The organism is Pseudomonas sp. nanlin1, from assembly GCF_045571515.1.
Taxonomy (GTDB): Bacteria; Pseudomonadota; Gammaproteobacteria; order Pseudomonadales; family Pseudomonadaceae; genus Aquipseudomonas.
Map to the genome: position 1 here is coordinate 1,245,163 of NZ_CP124218.1, position 26,577 is coordinate 1,271,739.

The window sequence follows — 26,577 nt, forward strand, 5'->3', positions numbered from 1 at the left end:
TCCTTCTGGAGATGCCCCATGAATATTCGTCAACGCGTCAACGTCACCCTGGCCACCCTGTTGCTTGGCGGCGCTTGCGCCACCTCCGCCCTGGCCGCCGTGCCGGAGAGCATCCAGGTCCCTGAAGGCAACAAGATTGCCCTAGAGACCGTCGGTGTGGGTGAGATCACCTATGAGTGCCGCGCCAAAGCCAATGCAGCCAGCGAGATGGAATGGTTCTTCGTCGGGCCTAAGGCTGTATTGAATGACCGCAAAGGCAAACAAGTCGGCACCTATTACGGCCCCCCCGCCACTTGGGAAGCGAGCGATGGCTCGAAAGTGACCGGTACCCAGTTGGCCGTTGCGCCTTCCAGCGCGGGTAACTTGCCGTACCAATTGGTCAAGGCCAACCCGGCTGAAGGCAAAGGCGCTATGCAGGGTGTGACCTTTATCCAACGCGTGGCGCTTAAAGGCGGCGTGGCCCCAGCCAAGGCCTGCACCGCAGAACACAAAGGCATGAAAGAAGTGGTGAAGTACCAGGCTGACTATATTTTTTGGTCGGCTAAGTGATAGCTGTTGGCATTTTGGCTAAGCTGCAACACTCGCCCCTACGTTGACGGCAGGTCCGCTTGGTTTTGATTCCATCGCAGTTCGACCATGACGCGGCCTTGCTCGCATGCGCCCAGGGTGACCGTAGCGCTTTGCACAGGCTTTATGCCGAAGAGGGCGCACAGTTGCTCGGGGTGGTGGCGCGGATCGTAAGGGACCGTGCCCTGGCCGAAGACATCGTTCACGATGTCTTCATTCGGGTCTGGGCACGCGCTCACCAGTTCGACCCCCAGCGTGGGGCGGGCCGCGGCTGGTTGTTCAGCGTGGCGCGCAACCTCGCGCTCAACGCCATGCGCGACCGTGCGCGTGACGTTCAGCTCGATGAGCCGGCGCTGGCAGCGATGGACGCCGAGGCGGCGTTGGAGCAGTGGCAAGGCACCCGTGATGCCTTCGACTGGCAACTCGATGCCGGGCGTATCGAACATTGCCTGGGTAACCTGGAGCCGATACGGCGCAATTGTGTGCTGCATGCCTATTTGGATGGTTTGAGCCACGGGGACATCGCCGCCAAAGTCGGCGCGCCCCTGGGCACGGTCAAAGCCTGGATCAAACGCAGCTTGGCTAACTTGCGGGAGTGTCTCTCATGAAGCAGAGCGACGCCGAGCTGAATGAATTAGCAGGTGAATACGTACTCGGCACGCTGAGTGCGGACCAACGGGCTCAGGTCCAGCAGCGGCTGGCCCACGAGCCCGAACTGGCTGCAGCGGTACAGGCCTGGGAAGCGCACCTGCTACCGCTCACGGCCATGGTCGAGCCGCTGGAGCCTTCTGCGCACTTGTGGCAACGCATTCAGCGAAGCCTGTCCGAGGCCGTCAGCCTGCCGCGCCAGCCTACCTGGGTGCCCTGGTGGCAACGCCTGGCGCTTTGGCGTGGGCTGGCGGGTGGGGCACTGGCCGCGTGTGTGGTGTTGGCCGCGCTGCTGCTGGTCAAACCGGCGGGCGTGCCGGGCAATACCTACGTGGTGGTTTTGGTCGGCCCTCAGGACAAAGCCCCGGGGTGGGTGGTGCAAGCCTCCGAGCGCAACGAGATCCAATTGATACCTTTAGGCGATACGCCTATTCCCGCCGACAAGGCTCTGCAATTCTGGACTAAAGCCGATGACTGGCAGGCGCCGGTCTCGCTCGGCCTGGTCAAGCCAGGGCAAAGCCTGAGTGTTGCCCGCGAGCAATTGCCGCCGCTGCAAGCCGATCAGCTGTTTGAGTTGACCCTGGAAGCGCCCCAAGGCTCGCCCACGGGCAAACCGACCGGCGCTATTCAGTTCATCGGCCGGGCGGTCAAGGTGATATGAGTTCGCTGCGCAGCTGAGCGATGCCACGGTTTACGCAATCGGCATTGCGGTCGAGGGTTTCCAGGGCGCCGCGCACGTTATTGGCGGTGTCGTCGTCTTCGGCGCGTACCTCGATCCACAGCGCCAGCTCTTCAATGGCCGCCGCCATCGCCAACTGGTTTTCATAGAGTTTTTCCAGCACAGCGGGCAAGTGTTTTTCTTGCATCGGGATCTCCGGTGAGCGGCGGCGGGGTACCGCCTTGACCATGTTAGGCCATCGGCCCGGATTTCACGATCTTGACCGCTGATTGGCCCCAGGTTGCGCGCTTTTCAGCAAATAACACGAACCGATCACCAGGCAGTCCATGTCGGTCTGCATAAAACACCGATAGGCGTCGTCCGGGCTCTCCACAATGGGCTCGCCGGGGCAGCGCAGCGACGTATTGATCAGCACTGGGCAGCCCGTGAGGGCTTCGAAGCAGTTGAGCAGCCCATGGAACAAAGGGTTGTGCTGGCCGTCCACCGTTTGCACGCGGCTAGAGCTGTCCACATGGGTCACCGCTGGAATGCTCGAGCGGCGCAGGTGCAGTTGCTCCAGCCCCACATGGCCGTGGCGCTCGGGCACCGCCTGGCGCTGGTCCAGATGTAGCGGGGCCGAGACCAGGCAATAGGGCGAAGCCTGTTCCAGGGCGAACCAAGCTTGCGCTTTGTCTGCCAGCACCGCCGAGGCAAAGGGCCGCGAGGACTGACGCTGGCGCACCTTCAAGTTCATTGTGCTGTGCATCTGGTCGTTAACCGGGTTGCCCAGGATCGAACGATTACCCAGGGTATGGGTGCCGAACTCCATGCGCCCCTGAAACCAGCCCACGACCTGTTGCTCGGCCAGGGCGGTAGCCGTGCGTTGCAACAGCGTGGTGCTGTCCAGGGTTTCAAAGTGGGCGCCCAGGCGCCTCAACGCAGACTCCACCTGCCAAGGGTCATAGCCGCTGCCCAGGTAACCGCCCTGCATCGCGTCATCGCAATCGCCGGCCCAGCGCGGCCGACCGCTGGAGGCATGATGGCACTGCAGCGCGGCGCCCAACGCGGCCCCGGCGTCGTGGGCCGCCGGTTGAATGAAAATGCGCTCGAACAGCCCCGATTCGACCAGCTTGCGGTTGGCCATGCAGTTCAGCGCCATGCTGCCCGCCAGGCACAGATAACGTGCGCCGGTCAGAGCTTTGACCCGCTGCGCCAAGCCGAGGATGATCCGCTCGATCACCTGCTGTATGGAGGCAGCGAGGTTCAGTTCGCGTTGGCTCAAGGGCATACCGGGTTCACGCCTGGGGCCGCCGAAGAGGGTTGCGAAGGCTTTGGTGATCGGCGTATCGCTGTCTTCTTCATGGTTGAAGTAGTCGCCGTTGATTTCAAACAGGCCGTCCTGGCCGACCCTCACCAACTGCTCCAGAATGACCTCGGCGTACACCGGTTGCCCATAAGGCGCCAGGCCCATCAACTCATGCTCGCCGTGTTGCTGGGTATAGCCGCAGTAGTAGGCGAAGGCTGAGTAGAGCAGGCCCAGGGAGTGCGGGTAACGGATGTCGAACAGCGGCCTGAGCGTGGCGGACTCACCCCACCAGGCGCTGGTGGTCACCCATTCGCCGATGCCATCGACACACAGAACGGCCGCTTGCTCGAAAGGCGAGGGGAAAAACGCCGACGCCGCATGGCTGAGGTGATGCTCGCAAAAGTACACCACCGGGTAGGGCTCATCGCCGAAGGTCTGTTTAAAACCGGCCTTGATCAAGCGCTTGATGTCTTTGCGCATCAGGTAGCTGCCATAGCGCTCGGCAAAGCGCCGAGCGCCACGTGGGAACTGCTCTTTGTAGCAGCGGCAAATGCGCTCGAACTTTAGTTCGGGGTCTTCGTAGTAAGCGATGCGAGTCAGATCGCTCAAAGAAATACCCGCATGGCTCAAGCATGCGGCAATGGCCCGCACCGGGAAGCTGCGGTCGTGGCGCACCCGTGAGAAACGCTCTTCCTGCATCGCACAGATAATTCGCCCGTCCTTGATCAGCGCCGCAGCGCTGTCATGGTAGAACGCAGAGATACCGAGGATGTAGTTACTGCCGCTCACGGGGTCACCTCGTCAACTGGCTTGCGGTTTTTGTGCCGGAACGCTTTGTGGGCGGTTGGTGTACGCCCACCACAGGGTAATCAGGCTGCTGAGCAGGAGCAGGGGCAGTACCGCCAGGTTGAGGCTCTTCCAACCGATCAGGAAGAAAATCGGGCCTGCGGCGAGGGTCGAAAGGGCGGTGAAGGTGAACCGCAGGAACTCGGAGAGGGCCTGCACCTTAGCGCGCTCGGCCGGGGTGTAAGACTGCGTCAGCAGGGTGGTGCCGCCGATAAACATGAAGTTCCAACCAACGCCAAGGAAGAACAGCGCCAAGTGGTAAGACAGCATGGCGTCAGAGCTCACCGCCGTGACCACGCAGGCCAGGTTCAGCGCCACGCCTACCATAAGCATGCGTGGCAAGCCGATCAGCGCGATCAATTGCCCGGCCACCAGTGACGGCGCGTACATGCCCACCAAATGCCACTGGATGATGCTGGCGCCATCGTCGATGCCGTGGCCATGGCTCAGGGTGGCCAGGGGCACGGCGGTCATGATCAGCATCATCACCACGGCCGATACCAGGCTGTTGGACAACGCCGCCAGGTAAATCGGCCGGGTCAACACTTCACTCAGCGGGCGCGCCGGCGGGGCTTCAGGGCTATTGGCCTGGGCGGCGGGGGGCTTGGCGTCACGGTAGAAAAACGCCAGTGCCAGTACCGAGATCAAGCTTAAAAAAGCGATCATCAGGTAGGCACCGGCAAAATTGGAGGCGGGCAGGGCGTCCTTGCTCCAGCTGGCCAGCAGAGGGCCGACAATGGCCGCGATCACGCCACCAGCCAGTACCGTGGAGATCGCCCGCGCTTTGACCTCGGCGGCCACTGAGTCCGCTGCGGCGAGCCGATAGTACTGGGCAAACGCCTGGAACACACCCACGAATGAGGTGCCCACGCAGAACAGCCAGAAATCGCTGTGCACCACGGCCCAGGCTGAAATCAGCCCGCCGAGGCAGCCAAAACCGGCGCCAAGGGAAAACCCGGTGAGGCGGCCCAGGCGCTCGATGACGAACGAGGCGATCAGCGTGGTCAATGCGCTGGCCACAGTGATCAGGGCAAACGGCAGGGTCGACAGGTAAGGGGTGGGGGCCAGTTGGTAGCCGGTCACCGCGGTCATGGTCAGGTCGATCGCCACCGCGCAGGTGAACAGCGCCTGGCAGATCGACAACGTGCGTACTCGGGTTTTCGCCGCCTGGTTCAGGCGTTGGGTCAGCGCATCATTCATTGAAAGAGCCTTAAGCGTAAGTGCCTTTATGCTCAGTGATCGGCCGGTAGGGGTCAATTGATTCGGGCAATCACTAAGCGCCAAAAAGAAATCGTCACACCTAGCCACTGGATGCCTTGTCAGGCATCACTTCCAGCAGCAGGGCCGAGACATTCAAGCCATTGCCCGCGCCAATCAGCAGCAGTTGGTCGCCGGGTCGTAGCTGCCCACCCTGAAGCAGATCGGCCAGCCCAAGCAGTTGGTCGCTAACGCCGGTATGCCCGATACTGCGGCCGTAGCCCCAGTGATCGTGCTGGGCCAGGTCGGCGAACCAGCGGGTGTAGAGCCCGGCACTGACGCCCGCGCCGACGTTGGGGTAGACCACATAGCGCGCCGGCTGCCGCAGCAGGTCGTGCTTGGCCAGCAACCTGTCACGCAGGCGCCCGAGGGTCTGGTCGAACAGGGCCTGGAACCGCTCGCGGCCGTGCTGATCGAACCAGGCCCGCTTGGCGTCACCGATCTGGTGCAGGCTGTGGCTGCTCTCGGGCGTCTCCGGCAGTGCGCTGGCGTTGCGATACAAGCCCTCCAGGCCTGCGCCGGCCTCGATGTCGAGGAACAGGATTTTCAAGGGGCCCGGCTGCAGCGACAGGCGCACTGCGCTGGCACCGTCGCCGTAGAGCGTGCCGAGGTCAGAGTTCCAGCGGTCGAAGGCCGAGCCGTTGAAACAGTCGGCGCCAATCACCAAGGCTTCACCCAGCGCGCCGCTGCGCACCCCTGGCAGCAGGGTCTTGAATGCGGCAAACAACGCGTTACAGCCCTGATTCAGGGAAAACGCCAGGGCGCTGGGCGGCAGGCCCAGGGTGTCCTGCAAATAGCTGGCGGCAGGCCACAGGTGGTGAAAGCCATGGCGATGAATGGACGCAAAGATCAGCCCATTGACTTGGCTGACGTCGGCGTTGTGCAGCGCGTGCTGACCCACTTCGCGGGCCATGTCCATGGTCGTCCGGTGCTCCTCCACGGCCAGGGCGCTGAAGCCGTCGCGGCTGGCGCGTGCCTGGTCATAGCGGCCTGCGGCAATGGCGTCAGCCATACTGACCCGCCGCGCGGGCACATAGGCGGCCAGCCCGTGCAGGTACACCGCCGGTTCGAGCGCGCTCATGGGTTGGGCTCCAAGGCTTGTTGCAGGTCATCGAGGATGTCCTCGACATGCTCCAGGCCCACGCTCAGGCGGATGAGCTCGGCACTCACCGGCGCCTGCGCGCTGTCGGCGTCGTGGGCCTGTTTGTGGGTGGCGATGGCCGGGATGGTCGCGGTGCTTTTGACCCGGCCCAGGTCATTGGCGCGGAAGATCAACTGCAGGCGATCAAACACCTGGGCGCAGCGGGCAACGCCGCCTTCCACCCGAAACGACAGCAAATGGCCGTAGCGGTTGAGGGCCGGCCCGTCCAGCTCGCTGTCGACCAGTACCAGGTCACGCCGCGCGTTGCCATGGCTGGGGCTCGATTCAAGCCCTGGGTAGTACACCGGGCCGACCCCCGGGTGGTCGGCGAGAAACCGTGCCACGCGCAGCGCGCTGCTGGACATGCTGTCGATGCGGCTGCGCAGCGAGCGTAAGTCGCAGAGGATCAGGCCCGCGTTGAATGGGCTGAGGATGCAACCGAGGTCGCGCAGAGGACCTTTTTTCAGGTAGGCGGCGAAGTCGTCACAGACCGCTGGGCTGGCCCAACGGCTGCGGATAGTGTGGCGCGCCGACACCACGCCACCGATGCACAGGCCGCTGGCGCCCATGCCTTTGCTCAACGAGTGAACGACGATGTCGGCCCCCAGGCCAATGGGCCGTAACAGCGCCGGTGTGGCCAGGGTCGCATCGACGATCAGCGGCACTTCGTGGGCCGTGGCCAAGGTGGCCAGGGCAGCAATGTCGGGCAGCTCCAAGGTCGGGTTGGCGGGGGTCTCCAGGTACAGCAGACGGGTATTGGCATCCACCAGGGCGGCCCATTCGTCCACGGCCAATGGGTCGCGTACCCAACGGATGTCGATGCCTTGCTCCGCCGCGTAGCGTTGGTTGAACAGCATGAAGGTGCCGCCATAACAGGCTGCCGACACCACCATGTTGGGCCGCTCCCCTGCATGGCGGTGCAAAAAGGGCTGGGTGGCCATGAACACTGCCGTCATGCCCGACGACACCACACAGCTGGTCACCGGCTGAGCCTGCCCATAGCCTTCCAGGCTCGCCAGCACGCTCTCCAGATGGGTGATAGTGGGGTTGCCGATACGGGTGTAAATCCACCCGTCTTTTTCCCCGGTCAGGGCCAGGCGCATGTCCTCGGCGCTGTCGAAGTGTTCGGCCGACGCCAGGTACAGCGGCTCGCAAATTGCGCCCTGGTTACGCAGGGCTTCTGCGTGGTCGTAGCGGCCGCTGACCGCGAGGGTATCGAAGCGATAGCGAGCCTGGCGCTCGCGGCGTTTGGCTTCAAGCATCCAGGGCCACCTCTTGCAGCGGGGCGGGCGCGCTGTGCGCCAGCTGGTCATGGGCCTGCAACCCCGCCAGGATGCTGTCGGCGCGCAGCGATACCAGGCTCAGGGAGCCGCCGTCGCCCATGCCGTGGCTGGATTCGCACAGACCGTTGAGCACCACCGCGCCCTGTTCGGTGGGGGCGTTCAGGCGCACGCGGTAGTCCCGGCCGATCTGCATCGCCCCCGTGGCCGAGCGCTGCAGGCTGGCTTCCAGGTCGTGCAGCAGTGGCAGCGATTGCTGGCCGTCCTGGCCCAGGTTGGTGAAACCGGTGGCCAGCACCACCGCGTCAAAACGCACGTCACTGGGCAGTTGGGTCATCTGGTCGAACAGGCGCAGGTCGACGCCCTGCTCATCGACATTGACACTCTGGATGTCGGTCAGACGATGCAGGTGGATCTGCTGGCGGCCATGGAGTTTGTCGTAGTACATCTGTTTGTACAGCTCTTCCAGGATGTCCATGTCGCAGGCGCCATAGTTGGTGCGGAAGGCGTCGGCGTCGATGCGCGCTTTGGTTGCCTGGTCGGCGTTGTAATAGGCGTCGGTGAAGGTGGGAAAGAAAATCTCGCTCATGAACGGGCTGGTGTCTTTGAGCGGGTAGGCGTAGCGCCGAATGATCGAGTGGATCTGGGTGTCGGGCAGGGTCTTGCTCAGATGCATGATGATTTCCACCGCGCTCTGGCTGCTGCCGACCACGGCAATGCGCTTGGGCGCGTGCCGTTGCAGGTTGGCCAGGGCCGTGTTGTAGCGGCTTTGGTGGAACACCCGCTCGCTGTGCAAACCGCTGAACAGTTCCGGCAGGCGCGGGCTGCGCCCGGTGCCCAGGACCAAATGGCGGGCGTGGTACACCGAGCCATCGGCGCAGCTCACCCGGTACAGGTCCGGGCCTTCGGCCTGGGGCCAGCGTTCGATGTGCTGGACATCGCACGAGGTGCGCAGGCGCTCGCGCAGCAAGTCCACCACCCAGGCGATGTAGCGTGCGTAGTCCGGGCGCATGGGCATCAACATGTCCATGTTCAGGTGTTCGAAGAACAACCCGTTTTCATGCAGGTAATTGAGGAAGGTGTAACGGCTGCGCGGGTTTCTCGGGGTCACCAGGTCACGGAACGGAATGTTCTGAATATTCGAGTAGGTGTCCAGGCTGATCTCGAAGAGCATTTCGCCTTGCCACACCGGGTTGGCGGCTTTCTCCAGAAACAGGCTGTTGGGGTAGAGGCCTTTTTCTTCCATGGCAATGGCCAGGGCTATGTTGGCGGGGCCGAAACCGATACCGATAACGTCGTAGACAGGGTGCATGGGTGTACTCCAGGTTCGTCGCGAACCAAGTATTCAAAGGATATGCAGCAGGGTGCAGGGCAATCAGGCCGACAGGGCGGTGCGCTCTGCCAATACTTCGTCCAGGGCCAGTTGGATCAAATCTACGGCACTGGCGAGTTGCTCGAGGGTGATGGTCAGTGCGGGCAGCAGGCGCAGCACGGCGCCGTCGCGACCGCCGTTTTCGATCAGCAGGCCTTTATCGAAGCACCTCACTTTAACGCTTTGGGCCAGGGCGCCGTCCAAGGCCGGCAAGGCCTTGGCACAGGGGCTGCTGCGCGCGGGGTCGACTATTTCGATGCCCACCATCAAGCCACGCCCGCGGATTTCTCCCACGCAGGGGTGGCGCCCCAAGACTTCGCGCAGGCGCTCGAGCAAGAACCGGCCCTTGTCCCGAACGGCTTGCAGGACGTCGTGTTCGAGCAGGTAGTCGATGGTGGCGGCACCGGCGACCATCGCGATTTGATTGCCACGGAAGGTCCCGGCGTGGGCGCCTGCTGCCCATTGGTCATAACGCTTGTGGTAGGCCATGACCGACAGCGGGAAGCCGCCGCCGATGGCTTTGGACATCAGCACCACATCCGGCTCGATGCCGGCGTGTTCGAAGGCAAACATGTCGCCGGTGCGGCCAAGCCCGGTCTGGATTTCGTCCAGCACCAGGGGGATATCATGGGCCCGGGTGATCTCCCGTAAGCCTTGCAGCCAGCGCGCCGGTGCCGGGTTGCAGCCACCTTCGCCCTGGATGCCTTCGACGATCAACATGGCTGGTTTGCGGATGCCGCTCTCGGGGTCGCTCAGCACATGGTTGAGGTAGTGCAGGTTGGCGTCGATACCGGCTTCGCCGCCCAGCCCGAAGGGGCAGCGGTTGGCTTGGGGGAAGGGCATAAAGTGGGTTTCGGCACTGAAACCGCCCAGGGCCTGTTTGGGCTTGAGGTTGCCCATCAACGACAGCGACCCAAGGGTCATACCGTGGTAAGCGCCATGGAACGCGATCACACTATTGCGCCCGGTGGCGATCTTGCACAGCTTGAGCGCGGCTTCCACCGCATCCGAGCCCGAGGGCCCACAGAATTGCACTTTGAGGTTGTCGCGCATGCTTGGTGCAAACAGGTTGACCAGGCGCTTGAGAAATTCATGCCGCGACACCGTAGGAATATCCAGCGCCTGCAACAGATGCCCCGAGGTGAGAAAAGCCGCCACGCGCTCCATCACGAACGGCGGGTTGTGCCCCAAGGGCAAGGCCCCGGCACAGGCAAAACAGTCCAGGTAAGCGCGCCCGCTGACATCCCACAGCTGCGAGAGGCTGCCCTTTTGCAGCATCCGGTTGAACACTCGCGCGTAGGTTTTCGCGTTCGAGTCGTAGCGGTCGAAATGGCTCAGGGCTTCGGCGTGTTGCGTAGCGTCGTAGGTGGTCATCTGTCGGTACCGTCCAAGGCAGCAAGATGGAGTTGGATCGTGCCGCCGGTTATTGTCCGGTAAGGCTCTTCAGCGGGCACGAAGGTGTATTCCTGAGCGGCTCGCTCGGCCCAGTTGCGCAGGCTGGGGAGGGCCATTAACGCGTCTCGGTAAGGCCGCAGGGCCGCAGGCAGGGCAATCCCGTAGCTGCTGAGCCTGAACAGGTAGGGGGCGAAGAACGCGTCGACCGCACCGAACTGGCCGAACAGAAAAGGCCCTTCACTGTGTTGCACCAGCGCTTGCCAAAGGGCGAACAGTTCGTGCAGCTCTCGCTGCAGGGAGGCGTGCCCGGCCAAGGCCTGGCCGACCGCGCTCAGATCGACCCCGATATTCATGGGCAGCAGGCCACGAACGCTCAGGTAACTGCTGTGCAAATGCGCGCAGGCGCTGCGGGCTAGGGCTCGCTGAGCAGGGCTGGTGGGCCATACCGGTTTGTCGGGATAGCGCTCGGCCAGGTATTCGACAATCGCCAGGGAGTCCCACACGGTTATGGCCCCGTCTTGCACAATGGGCACTTTACCTGCGGGTGACAAAGCCCGTGTTCGCTGCTTGAAGGGCGACGTCTCTTGCAGGTCGTCAAAGCCGATCAGCTCTTCCTCGAAGGGCATCGCCAAGGCATCCATCAATAACCAGACGCGCAGGGACCATGAGGAATAACTTCTGTTTCCCAGATAGAGTTTCATCGCTGTCTACTGTCAGTAGGCGCCTGAACGGGGCGTTCGCGCCGGGTGTTTCGAAAGGACGGGCTCAGGCCTGCCGATTGAAGCGCGAGCGGTACTGGGCAGGGGTGACGCCAAGGTAACGGACGAACAGGCGGCGCATGTTTTGTTCATGGGAGATGCCGACGCGATCGGAAATCTTTTTCAGCGGCATGTCGGTTTGCTCCAGGTCCCGGCATACAGCTTCGATACGCATTTCCGAGATGGTCCGAGCGGGGGTCTTGCCGATCTTTTCTTTATACACCCGTGCGAACGAGCGCGCCGACATGCCGATGCGTTCGGCCAGACGCTCGATGGTGAGGTCGGCGGCCAGGTTGTTGGCGATCCAGGTGTGCAGGTCGTTGAAGCGGTCGGTGTCCAGGGACTGCGTGACCAGTGGCACGCTGAACTGCGATTGCCCGCCCGGGCGCTTGATAAACACCACCAGGTGGCGCGCGGTATAGATGGCCGCTTTGTGCCCTAGGTCTTCCTCAATCAGCGCCAGGGCCATGTCGATGCCCGCGGTGACACCGGCGGAGGTCCACAGGTTACCGTCCTTGATGAAGATCGGTTGGGCGTCGACGATAATCTCGGGGTGCAACGCCTGTAGCTGCTCAGCCCAGGCCCAGTGGGTGGCTACTTTACGCCCACGTATCAGCCCGGTACTGGCCAGGATAAAAGCGCCGGTGCACACCGAGCATAAGCGCGGCACCGAGCCGGCCTGGTTTTTCAACCACAGGGCGAGATCGGACGGGGTGTAGAAGGTTTGGCTGCGGCTGCCGCCGGGGACGATCAGGGTATGGATGGTGCGCGGGTCGATGCTGTCCAGCGACTCGGTCATGACTTCCAGCCCGCAGCCGGTGCTGATGAGGCCACCCTGGCAGGAGGCGACGACGGTCTTGTAGCGCGACTTGTAGTTCAGACCTTCCCAGCGATTGATGGTGGCGAAGGCCTGCAACGGCCCGCTGATGTCGACCAGATTGACGTCGTCGTACGCCAGGATGACGACAAACTTGGACGCTGCCTGCTGGTCGCTGAAGCGCTGCACGTCGGTTTTTACGGCGTTGGGGTCCGGCACCGAATTCCAGTTGTCCATGTCGTTTTTTCGCCTCCTTATCTGCAGACCGTGACCCAGCCATGCTGTGCCGGCCTTTCCAAGGTTTTGAAAAGATCGTCTGATGGCGGAAATATCATTGATTTCCCAGGCATCGTCAATGTAAACAGCCGTTCACTTTCTGCCAATATTATTCATTTCTTTCAAATGTTTATCCCCAAATACCAGCATTTTCATGGCCAGGGGGAGCGAGCATGGAAGGCGTTTTCAGCGATATTGCGCCCGATATCCCGAGTAGGCGGGAGGATCGCTGGAAAGTTTTCCAAAGATTGCCTTTGCGGTAGTTACGGAGCGTTGTGGGCAGGGGCCTACCCGCTAACCGGCATCTATACCATTTCGCCCCTGCTGCTTGGCTCGATAGAGGCGTTGGTCGGCGCTTTCCAGCAAGTCGTGGGTACTGGCCAGCTCGCTGACACCGGCGCTGAGGGTGAGCACCCCGAGGGGGCTGCCCGCATGCGCGTACTGGGAGTCGAACAACGCGTGGCGAATCTTTTCGGCCACGTTGCGCGCCCCGGCCAGGTCGGTCTCGGGTAACAACACCACGAACTCTTCGCCGCCATAGCGGGCTGCCACATCGGTAGGCCGGTTGACGTTAACCCCAAGCAGCTTGGCGACGTGGCGCAGCGCGGCGTCACCGTGCACATGGCCGTAGTGGTCGTTGTACTGCTTGAACCAATCGATATCCATCAGGATCACGGCCAGGGGGGAGCTATTGCGCCGGGCGCGGGCCAATTCTTTTTCCAGTGCCGTGTCAAAGTAGCGGCGGTTGGCCAGACCGGTGAGGCTGTCGGTCTGGGCCAGTACTTCGAGCGATTGGTGGGCGTGGGTCAGCTGCTGTTCGGCCTCGAGCCCGCGGCGAATCTGCAGGTAAAGCAACCAGCCGAGTAGGCTCAGGGCCAGGCAGATCAGGCCGACGATGGCCAACGAACGACGGGCATACTCGTGCCACTGAGCCAGCACGAACTCCCGCGACAGACCGGCCGCCGTGACCAGGGGCAGGCCCTCTAGCGAGCGGTAGGCATACACCCGCTCGATGCCGTCGACCACCGAGGTAATGATTGCCGTGCCGTGGTCGGCTTGGGGCAGATAACGGGTGAAGATATCGCCCTTGGCGATATTGGTGGTCATCAGGTTTTCTATCAGCGGGCGGCGGGCCAGCAGGTCGCCGTTGTTAAGGGCCAGAAAGATCACGCCCTTGTCATCGACTTCCAGGCGTTCGAAGAAACGCTGGAAATAAGCCACTGGCAGGGTCGCCAGGGCCACCCCGGCGAAACGCCCGTCGGGGTACTGCAAGCGCCGGCTAACGGGGATGACCGGGTCACCGGTAGTGCGGCTGAGGATGATCGAGCCAATGCGTATGGCCGAGCCGGGGTGCTCGCGGTGGAACACGAAATAGGCCCGGTCACTGTTGTTGAGCAAAGCCGGCTGCTCGGAAAATGAAGTGGCCAGCCAATCGCCATTTTCATTGTAGATAAACAAACCCTGCAGGCCTTCGATGGTCTGCACCTGGCGGCGCATCAGCCGCGCCAGGCGCACGTTTTGCGCAGCTCCAGTGCCGTCCACTTCGATACGTTCGGCTAGATCAGCCAGGGTGTTGGCAGCTTGGTGAATCGTGTCCTGGGCCTGTTGTTCGGCGGCCCTGACGATGTTCGATACCGCCACTTCGGCATTGGCGATGCGTTCGTTGGCTGACTGCTTGATTTGCCAGCCTGTGGCAGCCACCAAGGCTACACACACCAGCAAGACAAAGCCCACCAACCCGGCCAGCACCGCGCCGGGTTTTAAACGTCCAGAAAGTAAGTGCGAAGGTCGCATGCAGGGCTCGTCATCCATTTGACTGTGCGTAGCGCACTATGCATTTTTCGCGCCTGTGCCTGTCTATGGGTTCGCCTGGGCCTTCAGGCGTGCGGCAGTGATGAGCTTCACCAAGCCTTCAGGGCGTACCGGCGGGCTGAAAAAGTAGCCCTGGAAGTAAGGGCACTGCATATCGCGCAAGCGCTCGAACTGGGCGGCGGTTTCGATACCTTCGGCGGTGATGTCCAGTTGCAGGGCGCGGCCCAGGGACAAAATACTCTCGACGATGGCTTCGCTGCGCGGGTAGGACATCATCCGCGAAACGAAGGAGCGGTCGATCTTCACCGCATCGATGGGGAAACGGTCGATATAGCCCAAGGAGCTGTAGCCGGTACCAAAGTCATCCAGGGCCACCCGCACGCCCAGGCAACGGATGTCCTCCAGGGTGTGGGCCACCGACTCCGGTTGCTGCAAGAACACTGACTCGGTGACTTCGATCTGCAATTGCGTGGAGAGTAGGCCGGTGTCGCTCAGGATCTGCGCCACCTGGGCTGCGTAGCCTGGGCGATTCAACTCTTTACCAGAGACGTTGACGTTCAGCTTGAGGTCCAGGTCGGGGTAATCCTTGCGCCAGGTCTGCACTTGCGCGCAGGCCTTGCGCATCACCCAGGCGCCCAGCTCTTGGATCAGCCCCAGGTCCTCGGCAATCGATATGAACACGTCAGGAGCCACAATGCCCAGTTGCGGGTGGGCCCAGCGCACCAGTGCCTCGACGCCGATCAGCTGCGCGCCGCTGCCACAGTAAATGGGCTGGTAAAACACCAGAAACTCTTTGTGGGTCACCGACTGCCGTAAGGCGTTCTGGATGACCAGCGCATCGATCACTGCTTTGCGCATCGATGAGTCGAAAATACTCCAGCGCCCCCGGCCCTGTTTTTTTGCCGCGTACATGGCGACGTCGGCATCGCGCAGGAGGTCTTCGGGGTTCTCGTGGCTGGCGTCGGCAGTGACCACGCCAATGCTGCAAGAGATAAAAATGTCCTGGCCTTCCAGGCTCATCGGCGTGTGTAACTGGGCGACGATGCGCTTGGCCAGGTCGAGGGCCACTTGCGGTTGGTCTTCCCCCATCACCAAGATGGCGAACTCATCGCCGCCGATTCGGGCAAGTACGTCGGTGCTTCTAATGCAGGCTTGCAAGCGTCGTGCGACCCAGGTCAACAGTTGGTCGCCGGCCATATGGCCCAGGCTGTCGTTGACCAGCTTGAAGCCATCCAGGTCGAGAAACAAGATGGTCGCCCGGTCATTGGCCAGGGCCGGTTGGCTGAAGGTTTTTTGCAACTCGCTCATCAAGTAGGTACGGTTGAAGAGCGCTGTCAGCTCGTCATGAAACGCGATATAGGACAGTTCATCAGCGATGCGTTCGCGCTCTTCCAGGCGGCTTTGCAGGGCCAGCTTTTCTTCCCATTCGACACGTGCCTGCTGGGCGAACCGCTGGGCTTCCTTGCGCTCGGTGACATCCCGCTGCACCGAGACCCAGTGGGTAAACCAACCCTTTTCGTTGGCCACGGGCACAATACTGAGTTCGACCCAGAACCGGCTGCCGTCTTTGCGGGTGTTGATCAGCTCGACTTCCACAGGTTGCCAATGGGATAACGCGTGGCGGATCTGGTCCAATGTTTCCCGGCTGGTTTCAGCGCATTGCAGGATCCGCGGGGTTTGCCCAATCACTTCTGTTTCGCTAAAGCCAGTGACCTCCAGAAAGGCCGGATTGCAGTAGACAATCCGCGGCCCGGGGCGGTCGATGGGCTCGGCTTCGGTGATCAGGATTGCATCTTTCGCATTGATCACCACCGACTCCAGTAAACGCAGGCGTTCGACCGTGCGCTTGTCCTGCTCGATGGCTTCCGGGCGCAGGCTCGGCTTCAGATAGCCGCCCATGTGCGCAGCGTGGGTTTGCAGCGCGTAGCGCTGGGCTGGGCTGAGGTCTGCCGAAGTCGCCGGAGCGGTGAGCAGGAAAGCCCCCAACAGCTCTTGCTGAGCCCCACGAATGGCCACGCAGACGGCGATCTGGGCGGCGCCGTCATCCAGCTTGTGGGCTGGCATATCGACCCCCACCCGTACCACATCGCCGTAGGAAGTTGCCATCCTCAGCCAAGCTTCGGTGGGCATCCCCAGGTTAGCCTTGAGGTCGCCGCCGAAGCTGGTCACCTTGTCCCAACCCAGCGCGTCTCCGGCCATCAGCAAGCCACCCGCGCAACTCACTGCGTGCCCCGCCGCCTGCAAGACGTGTTCAAGGTCATCGCGGTTGGAGGGCAACACCCTGCCAGTGATATGAATCGGGTCATTCATGGGCTAATAGTTCCTGCGCTGGGTACGGAGATGTATCGGCCTGGGTGGTTATTTCCTGAGGTGTGCCGGTGGTCTTTTTCCTGGGCGCGCGGCCCCGTAGGAGGGGGCCTTGCCCCCGAGCTCTCGATCCATAGCCACGCCACGCGGCCTTCTGACGGTCCGTTTCGTGGTGTCTGGAAAATTTGTGTTTGCAGGGGCAAAAGATCGGGGGCAAGCCCCCATCCTACAGTCAGCGACATATATGATATTCAAATGTATCACTGAACGTAGGAGGGGGCCTCGCCCCCGAGCTCTTGACTATAATAATTATCGGACCTAAGGCCCGCAGGTGCCTTGCATGACAGAACGACGACAATTCAGCGGCGGCATGAAAGGCAAGAACCTGCGCTACCTGGAGGGGGAGTGCCGTGGCTTTTCCGGCCAGGCCAAGGTCGGCTTCCTTCTGCTCGAACATTTCTCGCTACCCGCCTTTACTCAGGCGCTGGACACCATCGTCACGGCGAACCTACTGCGCCCGGCGCTCTTCACTGCGCAGACGTTCGCCATGCAGGACGGGGAGGTGACCAGCGACCTGGGCCTGGTGATCAAACCCGACGCGCGCCTCAACATGGAGGGGCTGCACGGCCTTAACCTGCTGGTCATCTGCGGCGGCTACCGCACCCCCCTCAACGCCAGCCCCGAGCTATCGCACCTGCTGCGCAGCGCCGCCGAAGCGGATATCACCCTGGCCGGCCTGTGGAACGGTGCCTGGTTTCTGGGCATATGCGGATTGCTCGACGGCTACCGCTGCGCCATTCACCCAGAGCACCGCCCGGCCCTTGCCGAATTATCCAAAGTCGCCCACGTCACCAGTGAGCCGTTCGTAGTGGACCGCGATCGGCTGACCGCCGCCAGCCCGGCCGGCGCTTACCATATGGCGCTGGAATGGATCAAAACCCTGCACGACAAAGCCTTGGTGGAAGGTATCGAAGACATCCTGTCTTTCGAAGAGTCACGCTACCGGCGGATCAAGGCGTCGCCGCACCTTTCGGTCAGTGCGCCTTTGCGTGAAGTGGTCAAACTGATGGACGCCAACCTGGAAGAACCCCTGGAGATGGAGCAATTGGCGGCCTATGTCGGGCGTTCCCGGCGTCAGGTCGAACGCTTGTTCAAAGAACAACTGGGCACCACCCCGCAACGTTACTACTTGGAATTACGCATTACCGAGGCGCGGCGATTGCTGCAACACACCGAACTGTCCCAAGTGGAGGTGCTGGTGGCCTGCGGTTTTGTGTCGCCAAGCCATTTCAGCAAGTGCTACAGCGCCTATTTTGGCTATCGGCCTTCTAAGGAAATACGCCGGGTCAAATAAGCGCGCCTAGCGCATGTGCTTTGAAAAGAAGTTTCATGGCCTGCGTCCGCTGCCAATCATCAAGAGTGAAAGCACCGTGAGGAAGATCACCAATATCGGCAGTGCGAAGCTCAAAGGTGCGGCGGAGTAATACGGCATAAGCTGGGTGATCATGAGTCCAAGCTCCGCGGTGGGAGGGCTGACGCCTGCGCCCAAATAGGCCAGTGTTGCTAAAGCCAGGATGGCTGAAGCCGCAGCAAACGCCGAGGTGCTCACCAATCGTGATGACAGTTCAGGCCATACCTGGCGGCGTATCACATAGAGTGGGCCGTGCCCCGGCAGGTGGCTGTCTGCCACGGCAGGCGAAGCCAGCACTGTGCGTGTAAGTGCGCGCGTCATACGCAAGTATTCAGCCCATAACACCAGTACGACAGCGCCATATACTGCCAGAAGATTTCCCGGAGATATCGCGGCAACGAGTAACACCCACAGTAATCCGGGCAAGACGAGAAACAGCGCGGATAACAGGCTAAGACACTTATCTATAAAGCCGCCGGTCCAGCCAGCCAGGACGCCCAAAAGTATTCCGGGTATTGCAGCTGCGATCACACTCAAAAGCGCAAACCCTATTGACAGGCCTACAGCGGCGGCTAGCCGCGCGAGCATGTCACGCCCCAGTTCGTCAGTGCCTAGGGGATGTCCAGGGGTAGGACCTGACAGCAGCGCCGCGCGGTCCTGTTCCCCAGTGTCCACGCCCCAGATCAAGGGCACGAGTACCGCAAACAGTATCAGCGATGCGAGAATGGAGAACCCAATGATGCGGGGCAGGGCATGCATAGCAGGAAAGTTGCTCTTAACAGCGGCTTCGTGGCTCATAGGTTTCTCCGGCGAGAATCGATGCAGTGGTTTGCCAGGTCAACAATGGTTTTGAGGAGCACGAACATTAGCCCGATAGCCAAAGCGCTACCCTGCATCATTCGTGAGTCGCGCTCGACAATAGCGCGCACCAGTTCCAGGCCAATGCCAGGCCAGGCAAAAACCGTCTCAACGACAATGATGCCTTCCATCAGATACACGAGTTGGCCGCTAAGGCCGGTCACCAAGGGGCCTCTTATGGCGTGCCAGCCGTGCTGGCTGAACACGGTGAATGCGCTGAGTCCTTGAAGGCGTCCGGCCGCGTAATGGGGCGCTGAAGTGGCGGCTAAAGTGGCATCTCGCACGACACTTGAAGACACTGCCACCAAACCTACAGCGAGGGTGGCCGTTGGCAGGATCGAGTGAGCGAATGTGGCGTGCCCGTGAGGCGGAAGTACCGTCAGGGCCACGGCAAAGATCAATATAAGAATCACGCCCAGGACAAATTGCGGAATTGCCCGGATCGCGGTGGAGATGATAAGCAGTGCGCGATCCAGCCATCCACCCCTATGCAAGCCCGCCATGATCCCTAACGGTGTCCCGATCAACAAGGCAAGTATCACTGCGCCGAAGGCCAAGGGAATCGAACGCCCCAAGCCATGAATAACCGTATCCAGCACGGGTTTACCCGAGACCAACGAGTTGCCCAGCTCAACGCTCAGCAGTTCACCGATCCGGCCGAAATAAAGCAACATGACTGACTGATCAGGCGGCAAACTTGCATCGCTCTGAGCGATAATTGACAAAAAAGTCAGTGCCGCGACCAGTAATACAACCATCAAGGCCTGCAAAAGGCCAAGGCTCAACAAGCGAAACATACGGCGCACTCCTCGGCGAGATCAGGTTGAGGATTGCCAGTGGCCGGCTCTGTCGCAACTGGCGCCCGTTCGCCGAGGGGGGGATCGATAAGCATTGGATGTCCATGTCTTGAGAATAAGAAAGTCTGCTCGGCCCAGGCTCGAGCAAACGGTGCAGGTGGCAGTTAAATGGCATGCTGCCATGCACGTTTGACTTGGAAGTCTTCTGAATGCCTAAAGTAAATCAACGGCCAATATTTGAAATAGTACACCTGTACTATTTCTGCCTTGCGCGGGAAGTGTTAGGTTCAGCACATTAATCTGTGGCAGTCATGGCCCTTGAACTTTGCACGTTCCTCGGGTCTAGGGTTTATATAAAGCTTTAAGTTTGCAGTATTAACAACGGCAAGGCGCGCGCGTGTCTTCGGCGCCTATTGAAAGGGGGGGATTAAGCCTAGGACATCAGTTCAATGCAGGCGTCGCGTAATCCAAGTCTTGTATCTGGTTCATTTTAAAGCTGAGCAGTAAAGAGCGAAGTTCAGCGGGGCGCACGGGTTTGGACAGTATCGGAATATCCGGATCGTTGAGTGACTGCTGGACATGCTGTAGCTCATGACCGGTAATGACGATCGCAGGTATCCGACGGCCGTGCAGTTCGCGCAGATAAGCAATGCTGTCGGCACCGGTCGCGGTACGATCAAGATCGAAGTCGGTGACGACAAGGTCGCAATCCACGCGGTTTTGCGGGATCGCTGACGCTGTTTGCACATCGCAACCCCATTTTCGTAGCAACATCGCGGTCGCTTGCAGAACGTTGTGGTTATCTTCGATTAGCAATACACGTAAGCCACCGAGCAGGCGTTTGTTCCAGTCGATATCAGGCGCTGGAGCCACTGCATTGGCGGGCACGATGGGCAAGCCATGAATGATCACGGCTGTGCCACAGTCCGGGCGTGACTTGATGCTCAGCTGAAGTTTCAATAATCGGGCTATACGGCTGACAATGCTCAGTCCCAGGCCCACGCCCTCGATGTCCTGATCGCGCTTCTCGCGAACCCGATAAAACTCGTTGCACAAGTGCGGCAGGTGTTCCGCCGATATCCCGCGGCCAAGGTCGTAAACGCCAATGCTCAGTTGGCCTTTGTGCCGTCGGCAGCCAATTAGCACCGGCTTGTCGGGTGCATATTTGAAAGCGTTGGAAAGCAGATTCTGCACCAGGGTACGCAATAGCGCGGCGTCACATCGTACATGTTGGCGGCACGGCCGCAGTCGTACTTCAACCCCTGCCCAGTTGGCACCTTCACTGTTCTGACTCACCAGATTGCTCAGTAGTGCATCGACATCGATGGTTTGCAAATGTGGCTTCATATCGCCCTGATTAAGGGTGTAGATATCCAGCAGCGAGCGGAAGAGTTGCTCGACAGCGCTCAAGGCCCGGTCAATATTGTCGACCAGTCGCCGCTCATCATTACCCAATTGCCCGTCGCGCAGGCAGGCAGTGAACAAGCTGATGGAGTGAATCGGCTGACGCAAGTCATGGCTGGCTTGTGCCAGAAAGCGTGACTTGGCCTCATTCGCAGCCTGGGTTTCCTCAAGTGCGATATGCAAACGCGAGAGCAAGAAGTAAACGAATAACGGCAGCACCAGCATCGTCAAGATCATCATCACCGCCACGGCGGGGTGTTGCTGCAGGAAAGGTGTGAGTTGGATGATCAGCGCCAGGGAGGCCAGGGCGAAACCGGTGGCCAGCAACAGGTATGTGCGCCCGTAGCGCATGCCGTAGCCTACCGTCATGCTCAACATCACCGAATACACAGGCAGCATCGCTTCGCCCCCGACGGTAATCGTGACGATCCCGGCCATATTGTCGACCACCAGAGCAAACATCCTGCGCGGAGTCGAAGCGCCAGGTCTTTGCGCAATGCGTATGATCAACCCCGTGTTGACGATACCGAAGCCGAAGCAATAAGCCAGAATCACCCACATCCGCGTAGCCGTCATATCGTCCATTGCATAGGCGATCAGCGTGTACAGCGAGGAGGTGGCAATCACCGCCATGCGCAATAAAGCCTGAATCATCTCCAGGTCTTTGCATTTGGTGAGTATCGATATCATTGACATCGTTGCGCCTTATCCTGGTATTGACTGAAAGATTGCCAGGCTGGATCAAACACTACGGTTATAACACCGGACTCTTTTCTCTTCCCTTGAAGAGGTGGTCCGTATGCTTTTAGCTGCCATGCAGCAACCGGGCGGGCAATGGTCGTCTTAAACGTCGAGGCCGACCGGGAGTCAGCCTGCGTTAGCGGATAACCAGGCTGGAAAACTGAGCGGCGGCAGCTGAACGTGTCGGTACGCCCAAGACCTTGAGCAGGCTGGATACATGGATGCGCACAGTAAAAGGTGACACACCCAGTTCTTTGGCGATTTCTTTGTTGGTTTTTCCAGACGCCACCAGGCTCAGTACCTGCTTCTGGCGAGCTGTCAGGTGGCTGAGAATCTTCACGTCAGCATCGTTAAGGATCGAACCGCCGGGTTTGTATTTGACGACAATCTCGCCTTCACGAATAGCGAGGATGGATTCTGCAATTTCCTGGGGGTCGATGTTCTTGCCGATGAACCCGTCCGCGCCATGTGCCATGACCAGGTCGATAGTTTCCAGATCATCGACCATGGACACCACAATGATCGACGTGCGTTTGAATTCCGCGCGCAATTCGCTAATAGCCTGCATTGAACTCAAACCAGGGAAATGCAAATCCAGAAATAACGTATCAACTTCAATGCCGGATCGGGCCAATGCCAGCACCTCATCGAGATTGCTGGCTTGCTCTATGATCGACCCGGGCAGCAGCCGCTCGATGGTCCGAAACATACCTTCACGAAACAGCGGGTGGTCGTCAGCCACGATAATTCTGCACGACATTCGTCTGTCTCCGTGATCCAAGGGAGCATCATACATACGAGGGTGCGATCTGTATCAAAAAGGATACGCAATCAGAACGTGGTTTTATCGAAAAGTTGCAACGGGAAGGGGATTTTTCATCCAGATTTGCGCGTGGTTTACCTAAGGAGGGAGAAGGGGTGGGCATCGCCTGCCAAATAGGCAGTGGGGAGCGGATATCAAAAATGACTAGCAGGCGAAAGACCCGAGCTTTTTATCTCAAACCCCGGTCTTTGCCACTTGATGGCGTAGCTCTACTCGGCCTTCAAGGCATAGCTCGGGCCCCAGGCCGAATCGCCCTGGACTTCACGGGCTTTGATCTGGATTGGCCGATAAGTAAGCCCTTTCAGCGTCTCCGCCAGTTTAGGCATGCCCCAGTCAGCAGGGTTATCGGCTTTCCTGACCTCTTCGAGTTCCCCTAGCATTTGCACCAGGGAAACTTGTTTTAGCTCACAACGCATCTGCTCTTGATCCGCTTGCTTGCAGCTTTTGTTTTCGAACGTTGCGGCGGGTGGTTCTGCAAATAAACCGTCGATCAGAATGACTTCGCCAGCGGCGATATCGAACGTGGCAAATTCCTTGTTCAGCGCGACCTTGACCGAACGGGCTTCAAGGGTGTTCTGCTGGATGCTGGGTACCCAGCCAGCTTCGGAGGTCTGTTGCTTGACGTCATAAGATGATTTCCCCCAACTGGTGCATTCATTGTTAACCACGCGTCTTGAGGTGCAGTAATCCTCCTGCACTGTCTCATTGCGGTACGTTGCGTCTTGCCATTTTTTGCCGTGCTCGAACTCATCGATTGTGAAGGATTTGAGCATCGCATGGCCTAGGGGCGATGGGCTGATATTGCGCCCACCGGGGGTTTCAAAACCACGCGTTCGGGGCAAGTTGTAGCTCACACCGCTGATTGAGTAATGGCCTGGATCGACCAGGTAGATCTTGTACAGCGTCCGCCCGAAAACCACCTGAAAGTAAGAATGTTTCGGGTCGACCTCGTCGCCGCTGTTTTTGGCGTCGTACCCCACCTTGAACATCGAAGCGGGACGCGAAGTATTCGTCCATTCGGTGGTGCCTGAGCGCATTCTCAGGAAAACGGCGATGGAGTCGTTGTTCTGAAAGTCAGTGTGCAGGCTATCCAGGCTGGGGCTGGGCACAACAAGGATCGCTTTGCCTGCACTTTTGAACTGCGCAAGCATTTCATCTTTTGCGTTATTTTGGGCAAATCGGGAGGCAGGCTGCGCTGGAACTGCCTGAGTATTGCCGTACGGCGAGTAAGCCGCGTAGGGCGACGATGTCGCCGGTACGCAGCCGCTCAGCGCTACGCCACCTATACTGGCGCTAAACAGCAGGAGGACGTGAGTCGATAGCGTACTCATTTCAGCAACGTCCGGCAGCTTTCAACAATGCATTACAGTTTGCGGGGGCGGCGGCCGGTGCCGGAGCTTGGTTGCCGGTCTGCTTTGCAGAACCCTCGACAGGACCAGAACACAGCGTGTCCGAATCAAGGGCGACGAGGGTTGTGTAGTAGCAGTTGTAAACACCCTTGTTTGTCTGTGCTTTGAACTTCACTGAGTCGAGCTCGGCGCGCTTGTCAAAAATCCGCACTTTCTCAGGCGTGGTATTAAGTGTGACGGCTGCCTTTTCCTGCAGGCCGCTATCGCTGACCGTTTTCGACGCGATCATTCCGCAGCCTTGCAGTAACAGCACTGCCGTAACAGCGCTAAGTGCCTGGATCAGTGTTTTATTGGGGGCCATGATGTTCCACCTGTTTAGTTTTAGTTGCGCGTAAGGATGTGCAGAGGAATGTGCTCTGGAGTGAATCAATGCTTAAAATTTTTCAAATACGGGTTTGCTGCACTCGGCGAGTATCGTTCTGCAAGACTGCCCGGATGTCTTTTCACATGTTTCTTTTGCCAGTTCAGACGCTCTCTCCTTGCTACCCGCAACCGCAACACCGGTAGCGCCGGACGGCGGAGTCGCAGCAGCTACACATTGGTTGTAGATCACCTCAAAGACTTTACAACTTCCCGAATCGAACGACTCACAGCGTTGGACTGCTTCAGATTCGGCTTCTTTTTTAGAGTACTTTCCCATGGCGAATCCGACATCGCCGCCCGCATTTTTTGCCAAAGCCCCCCAGGTTTTAATCCATTCACCTGTATAGCGAGGGGCAGGCGGCTCACCTCTTGAGGTGCCTGAGTCAGGCCCGCACTGCGGACTGCCCGGCGCGACCCCGGCAGGGCACGCTGTCTGACCAACGGCGGAGTGAGACGCAAGAAGTGCAAGTAACCAACACAAATGGGTGCGACGCATTACATGACCTGTTCGAAGAAAAGTGAGGTAAGCGGCGCATCGATAGCGACGGTTCATTATTCAGAGTCGACGTTAGCGCGCGCTCAGTCACTGGGACAATAGTACACATGTGCTATTGATAAACGCTGACTAAGCGATCCACCATTAGAGAAGGAATTATCGGACCGAAGCACTCAAGTACGCACGCCCTTGTTTATTAATGTTTCGGACTTTAATGAATGACTGGCTGGTTGAATCAGTATGCTGAATACCTTGCAAGGGCAGGACTGAAATAATGGTAAAGATGGCAGTGGCAGCTTTAATAGTTATGTCTGTTTCGGGTTGCGTTAGCCTTCATCCAGAGCGCGAAATGATCAACCAGCTAATAGGCAAAGACGTCAATGAAGCAAAAGGTTTTTTGTTCTCTACCATGGGCAACCCCGTGTATGAGCCAACACCTGTGCCCAGCATCATTGCCGATTCCATTCCGGGCAGTGGCGGGGGGTTATACCAATGGGAAGCGCTGGCTTACTACGAAGACGTGCCGGTGCAAACAGGTTCATATCAGGATGTTGACTCGGGTCGTCCTATCATTGTTTACACCTACGACTACAAGCGTGTGAATCACTACTGCACGGTCAATCTCCAGGTCGACACCCAAAATATCATTAGAGAGGCGAAAGCGCTGGGCTCAGGGTGCACCCGTCTGTCGAAGAGCTGGTATTTCGGTAGTTGACACAGGTCTTATAACTATGTTGCCACAGGTATGGCAATCGAGTCGCAGCCCTGAACCTATCGTGAAGTCAGCAACCCCGATAAAACATAGTACATGTGTGCTATTGAAAGCTTGGCTGGCCTCCAAGAATAATGGCTGGCAATTGTTCCTGCGCTTTATACCCATGCGGGTGTCAGCACACATAAGATTTATTCGGCATTTCCGTGCCCCATTGCTCGGGGGCGCTGGCGTTGCGCGTTATGGACTTAGCGTTTAATTCGCATAAAAAACAGGATGCTTTCATGCGCGGGACCAGTGACAAGCTGTTTGGAAGCGCGCCGGTGAGTTGTGTGATGGCGCTCATGTTTACCTTTGCCTCGGTGACGACGGCTTGCGCCGAGTCATCTTCTGCACTCACGGAGCCCGTGGGTGGCTGGCGTTATAACGGCCTTCTGGATCGAAGTGAAACCCCACGAGTCGCGTATCCCACACCTCCCATCGACCGCGGCGGACAGCGCAATCGCACCATGATCGAGGGCCAGATCAAGGCTCTTGGCAAACAACGCGGCCCCAATGTGCTCGCGGTCAACGGCAACCCTTTGAACCTTTATACGGATGAGCAGGGGCGCTTTGCCCGGCCATACGCCTTTGGTGCGGGCTCCAACAGTGTCGAGGTGCGCAGCGCCGAAGGTAAATCCCTCAAGCGCGTGCAGTTTTATGAAGCCAACAACCAGCGCACGCCAGCACGCATCCGTGTCGTTCTGGGTTGGGATGATCCAAATGCCGAGCTCGACTTGCACATCGTTACCCCCGACGGCCAGCACGCGTTCTTCGCCCATCCAGTGCTGAGCAACGGCGGCGGTCTGGATACCGACAGCGTGGACGGACCTGGCCCCGAGATGTTCACCATGACGGCGCCGTTGCAGGGCACCTATCTGATTTACGTGAATTACTGGGGTAACTACAGCAGTGGCGGCGGTTACAACTTCGATGAAGCCAGTAACGAAAAAGAAGTGATCACGTCGCAGATCAACCTCGTGCTCAACGAAAACACCGTTAACGAAAAACGCGAGACATTCATCGTGCCTTTGCGGGGCATCGGTGACCTGCTCTTGGTCAAGACATTCAACTATTGAGCATC

General features: G+C 59.5%; 24 protein-coding genes. 6 read left to right on the top strand and 18 right to left on the bottom strand.

Going from position 1 to position 26,577, the window contains the following annotated elements:
- The first annotated feature begins 18 nt into the window (after nt 1-18).
- The 3 genes from QCL65_RS05790 to QCL65_RS05800 all read left to right on the top strand — a co-directional run bounded on the left by QCL65_RS05790 (nt 19) and on the right by QCL65_RS05800 (nt 1,876).
- Entirely contained in the window at nt 19-549 is a 531-nt protein-coding gene (locus QCL65_RS05790) for a DUF3455 domain-containing protein (protein WP_407315338.1), read from the top strand.
- A 65-nt stretch (nt 550-614) separates the two neighbouring features.
- Complete coding sequence (locus tag QCL65_RS05795; RefSeq protein ID WP_407315339.1) at nt 615-1,175, top strand: sigma-70 family RNA polymerase sigma factor; 561 nt, start codon at nt 615-617, stop codon at nt 1,173-1,175.
- A complete protein-coding gene (locus QCL65_RS05800; protein ID WP_407315340.1) occupies nt 1,172-1,876 on the top strand; it encodes an anti-sigma factor domain-containing protein in 705 nt (234 codons plus the stop codon). The genes QCL65_RS05795 and QCL65_RS05800 overlap by 4 nt, the downstream gene beginning before the upstream one ends.
- Here the strand turns inward: QCL65_RS05800 and QCL65_RS05805 are convergent.
- The 11 genes from QCL65_RS05805 to QCL65_RS05855 all read right to left on the bottom strand — a co-directional run bounded on the left by QCL65_RS05805 (nt 1,863) and on the right by QCL65_RS05855 (nt 16,443).
- Nucleotides 1,863-2,081 (bottom strand): hypothetical protein, encoded by a 219-nt coding sequence (locus tag QCL65_RS05805; protein WP_407315341.1) that lies wholly within the window; start codon nt 2,079-2,081, stop codon nt 1,863-1,865. The genes QCL65_RS05800 and QCL65_RS05805 overlap by 14 nt on opposite strands.
- 63 nt (nt 2,082-2,144) lie before the next feature.
- Nucleotides 2,145-3,968: a carbamoyltransferase gene (locus tag QCL65_RS05810; protein WP_407315342.1), complete on the bottom strand. Its 1,824-nt coding sequence runs from the start codon at nt 3,966-3,968 to the stop codon at nt 2,145-2,147.
- A gap of 12 nt (nt 3,969-3,980) precedes the next feature.
- Entirely contained in the window at nt 3,981-5,225 is a 1,245-nt protein-coding gene (locus QCL65_RS05815) for an MFS transporter (protein WP_407315343.1), read from the bottom strand.
- A gap of 100 nt (nt 5,226-5,325) precedes the next feature.
- Nucleotides 5,326-6,363, bottom strand: a complete 1,038-nt coding sequence (locus QCL65_RS05820; RefSeq protein WP_407315344.1) for a ketoacyl-ACP synthase III family protein — start codon at nt 6,361-6,363, stop codon at nt 5,326-5,328.
- Complete coding sequence (locus tag QCL65_RS05825) at nt 6,360-7,685, bottom strand: trans-sulfuration enzyme family protein (RefSeq protein WP_407315345.1); 1,326 nt, start codon at nt 7,683-7,685, stop codon at nt 6,360-6,362. Before QCL65_RS05825 ends, QCL65_RS05820 begins: the two co-directional genes overlap by 4 nt.
- Nucleotides 7,678-9,015, bottom strand: coding sequence for a SidA/IucD/PvdA family monooxygenase (locus QCL65_RS05830; protein WP_407315346.1), 1,338 nt, complete (start codon nt 9,013-9,015; stop codon nt 7,678-7,680). Before QCL65_RS05830 ends, QCL65_RS05825 begins: the two co-directional genes overlap by 8 nt.
- Nucleotides 9,016-9,078: 63 nt before the next feature.
- The gene (locus QCL65_RS05835; protein ID WP_407315347.1) at nt 9,079-10,449 is read right to left on the bottom strand and encodes a diaminobutyrate--2-oxoglutarate transaminase family protein; all 1,371 of its coding nucleotides are present in this window, start codon (nt 10,447-10,449) and stop codon (nt 9,079-9,081) included.
- The gene (locus tag QCL65_RS05840) at nt 10,446-11,171 is read right to left on the bottom strand and encodes a glutathione S-transferase family protein (protein ID WP_407315348.1); all 726 of its coding nucleotides are present in this window, start codon (nt 11,169-11,171) and stop codon (nt 10,446-10,448) included. The genes QCL65_RS05835 and QCL65_RS05840 overlap by 4 nt, the downstream gene beginning before the upstream one ends.
- Before the next feature lie 64 nt (nt 11,172-11,235).
- Nucleotides 11,236-12,282 carry a GlxA family transcriptional regulator gene (locus QCL65_RS05845; protein WP_407315349.1) on the bottom strand — a complete coding sequence of 349 codons (1,047 nt, stop codon included), beginning with the start codon at nt 12,280-12,282 and terminating at the stop codon, nt 11,236-11,238.
- 333 nt (nt 12,283-12,615) lie between these two features.
- Nucleotides 12,616-14,115 carry a diguanylate cyclase gene (locus QCL65_RS05850; RefSeq protein ID WP_407315350.1) on the bottom strand — a complete coding sequence of 500 codons (1,500 nt, stop codon included), beginning with the start codon at nt 14,113-14,115 and terminating at the stop codon, nt 12,616-12,618.
- 63 nt (nt 14,116-14,178) lie between these two features.
- The gene (locus QCL65_RS05855) at nt 14,179-16,443 is read right to left on the bottom strand and encodes a putative bifunctional diguanylate cyclase/phosphodiesterase (protein ID WP_407315351.1); all 2,265 of its coding nucleotides are present in this window, start codon (nt 16,441-16,443) and stop codon (nt 14,179-14,181) included.
- Nucleotides 16,444-16,780: 337 nt separating this feature from the next.
- Between QCL65_RS05855 and QCL65_RS05860 the strand changes: the two genes are divergently transcribed.
- Nucleotides 16,781-17,794 (top strand): GlxA family transcriptional regulator, encoded by a 1,014-nt coding sequence (locus tag QCL65_RS05860; protein WP_407315352.1) that lies wholly within the window; start codon nt 16,781-16,783, stop codon nt 17,792-17,794.
- Nucleotides 17,795-17,827: 33 nt separating this feature from the next.
- Here QCL65_RS05860 and QCL65_RS05865 read toward each other — a convergent pair whose 3' ends face one another.
- From QCL65_RS05865 to QCL65_RS05895, 7 genes are all read right to left on the bottom strand, one after another.
- Nucleotides 17,828-18,649: an ABC transporter permease gene (locus QCL65_RS05865; protein WP_407315353.1), complete on the bottom strand. Its 822-nt coding sequence runs from the start codon at nt 18,647-18,649 to the stop codon at nt 17,828-17,830.
- The gene (locus tag QCL65_RS05870) at nt 18,646-19,506 is read right to left on the bottom strand and encodes an ABC transporter permease (protein ID WP_407315354.1); all 861 of its coding nucleotides are present in this window, start codon (nt 19,504-19,506) and stop codon (nt 18,646-18,648) included. Before QCL65_RS05870 ends, QCL65_RS05865 begins: the two co-directional genes overlap by 4 nt.
- Before the next feature lie 441 nt (nt 19,507-19,947).
- The gene (locus QCL65_RS05875; protein ID WP_407316685.1) at nt 19,948-21,564 is read right to left on the bottom strand and encodes an ATP-binding protein; all 1,617 of its coding nucleotides are present in this window, start codon (nt 21,562-21,564) and stop codon (nt 19,948-19,950) included.
- Nucleotides 21,565-21,787: 223 nt separating this feature from the next.
- Nucleotides 21,788-22,411 (bottom strand): response regulator, encoded by a 624-nt coding sequence (locus tag QCL65_RS05880; RefSeq protein WP_407315355.1) that lies wholly within the window; start codon nt 22,409-22,411, stop codon nt 21,788-21,790.
- A 272-nt stretch (nt 22,412-22,683) separates the two neighbouring features.
- Nucleotides 22,684-23,805: a hypothetical protein gene (locus QCL65_RS05885; RefSeq protein WP_407315356.1), complete on the bottom strand. Its 1,122-nt coding sequence runs from the start codon at nt 23,803-23,805 to the stop codon at nt 22,684-22,686.
- 1 nt (nt 23,806) lies between these two features.
- Nucleotides 23,807-24,184, bottom strand: a complete 378-nt coding sequence (locus QCL65_RS05890; RefSeq protein ID WP_407315357.1) for a hypothetical protein — start codon at nt 24,182-24,184, stop codon at nt 23,807-23,809.
- 72 nt (nt 24,185-24,256) lie between these two features.
- A complete protein-coding gene (locus tag QCL65_RS05895) occupies nt 24,257-24,799 on the bottom strand; it encodes a DUF4189 domain-containing protein (protein WP_407315358.1) in 543 nt (180 codons plus the stop codon).
- 292 nt (nt 24,800-25,091) lie between these two features.
- On the opposite strand from QCL65_RS05895, the gene QCL65_RS05900 reads away from it, so the two are divergent.
- Both QCL65_RS05900 and QCL65_RS05905 read left to right on the top strand, forming a co-directional pair.
- Nucleotides 25,092-25,457, top strand: a complete 366-nt coding sequence (locus QCL65_RS05900; protein WP_407315360.1) for a hypothetical protein — start codon at nt 25,092-25,094, stop codon at nt 25,455-25,457.
- Nucleotides 25,458-25,789: 332 nt separating this feature from the next.
- Nucleotides 25,790-26,572 (top strand): YfaP family protein, encoded by a 783-nt coding sequence (locus tag QCL65_RS05905; protein WP_407316687.1) that lies wholly within the window; start codon nt 25,790-25,792, stop codon nt 26,570-26,572.
- The last annotated feature ends 5 nt before the right edge of the window (nt 26,573-26,577 follow it).

Excerpts from the sequence above, each read along its gene's own strand:
- QCL65_RS05850 (WP_407315350.1), bottom strand. The coding sequence starts at position 14,115 with ATGCGACCTTCGCACTTACTTTCTGGACGTTTAAAACCCGGCGCGGTG.
- QCL65_RS05820 (WP_407315344.1), bottom strand. The coding sequence starts at position 6,363 with ATGAGCGCGCTCGAACCGGCGGTGTACCTGCACGGGCTGGCCGCCTAT.
- QCL65_RS05860 (WP_407315352.1), top strand. The coding sequence starts at position 16,781 with ATGACAGAACGACGACAATTCAGCGGCGGCATGAAAGGCAAGAACCTG.
- QCL65_RS05885 (WP_407315356.1), bottom strand. The coding sequence starts at position 23,805 with ATGAGTACGCTATCGACTCACGTCCTCCTGCTGTTTAGCGCCAGTATA.
- QCL65_RS05835 (WP_407315347.1), bottom strand. The coding sequence starts at position 10,449 with ATGACCACCTACGACGCTACGCAACACGCCGAAGCCCTGAGCCATTTC.
- QCL65_RS05895 (WP_407315358.1), bottom strand. The coding sequence starts at position 24,799 with ATGAACCGTCGCTATCGATGCGCCGCTTACCTCACTTTTCTTCGAACA.
- QCL65_RS05830 (WP_407315346.1), bottom strand. The coding sequence starts at position 9,015 with ATGCACCCTGTCTACGACGTTATCGGTATCGGTTTCGGCCCCGCCAAC.
- QCL65_RS05875 (WP_407316685.1), bottom strand. The coding sequence starts at position 21,564 with ATGATTCAGGCTTTATTGCGCATGGCGGTGATTGCCACCTCCTCGCTG.
- QCL65_RS05800 (WP_407315340.1), top strand. The coding sequence starts at position 1,172 with ATGAAGCAGAGCGACGCCGAGCTGAATGAATTAGCAGGTGAATACGTA.
- QCL65_RS05905 (WP_407316687.1), top strand. The coding sequence starts at position 25,790 with ATGGCGCTCATGTTTACCTTTGCCTCGGTGACGACGGCTTGCGCCGAG.
- QCL65_RS05815 (WP_407315343.1), bottom strand. The coding sequence starts at position 5,225 with ATGAATGATGCGCTGACCCAACGCCTGAACCAGGCGGCGAAAACCCGA.
- QCL65_RS05880 (WP_407315355.1), bottom strand. The coding sequence starts at position 22,411 with ATGTCGTGCAGAATTATCGTGGCTGACGACCACCCGCTGTTTCGTGAA.
- QCL65_RS05840 (WP_407315348.1), bottom strand. The coding sequence starts at position 11,171 with ATGAAACTCTATCTGGGAAACAGAAGTTATTCCTCATGGTCCCTGCGC.
- QCL65_RS05825 (WP_407315345.1), bottom strand. The coding sequence starts at position 7,685 with ATGCTTGAAGCCAAACGCCGCGAGCGCCAGGCTCGCTATCGCTTCGAT.
- QCL65_RS05870 (WP_407315354.1), bottom strand. The coding sequence starts at position 19,506 with ATGTTTCGCTTGTTGAGCCTTGGCCTTTTGCAGGCCTTGATGGTTGTA.
- QCL65_RS05855 (WP_407315351.1), bottom strand. The coding sequence starts at position 16,443 with ATGAATGACCCGATTCATATCACTGGCAGGGTGTTGCCCTCCAACCGC.
- QCL65_RS05900 (WP_407315360.1), top strand. The coding sequence starts at position 25,092 with ATGATCAACCAGCTAATAGGCAAAGACGTCAATGAAGCAAAAGGTTTT.
- QCL65_RS05865 (WP_407315353.1), bottom strand. The coding sequence starts at position 18,649 with ATGAGCCACGAAGCCGCTGTTAAGAGCAACTTTCCTGCTATGCATGCC.
- QCL65_RS05845 (WP_407315349.1), bottom strand. The coding sequence starts at position 12,282 with ATGGACAACTGGAATTCGGTGCCGGACCCCAACGCCGTAAAAACCGAC.
- QCL65_RS05805 (WP_407315341.1), bottom strand. The coding sequence starts at position 2,081 with ATGCAAGAAAAACACTTGCCCGCTGTGCTGGAAAAACTCTATGAAAAC.
- QCL65_RS05890 (WP_407315357.1), bottom strand. The coding sequence starts at position 24,184 with ATGGCCCCCAATAAAACACTGATCCAGGCACTTAGCGCTGTTACGGCA.
- QCL65_RS05790 (WP_407315338.1), top strand. The coding sequence starts at position 19 with ATGAATATTCGTCAACGCGTCAACGTCACCCTGGCCACCCTGTTGCTT.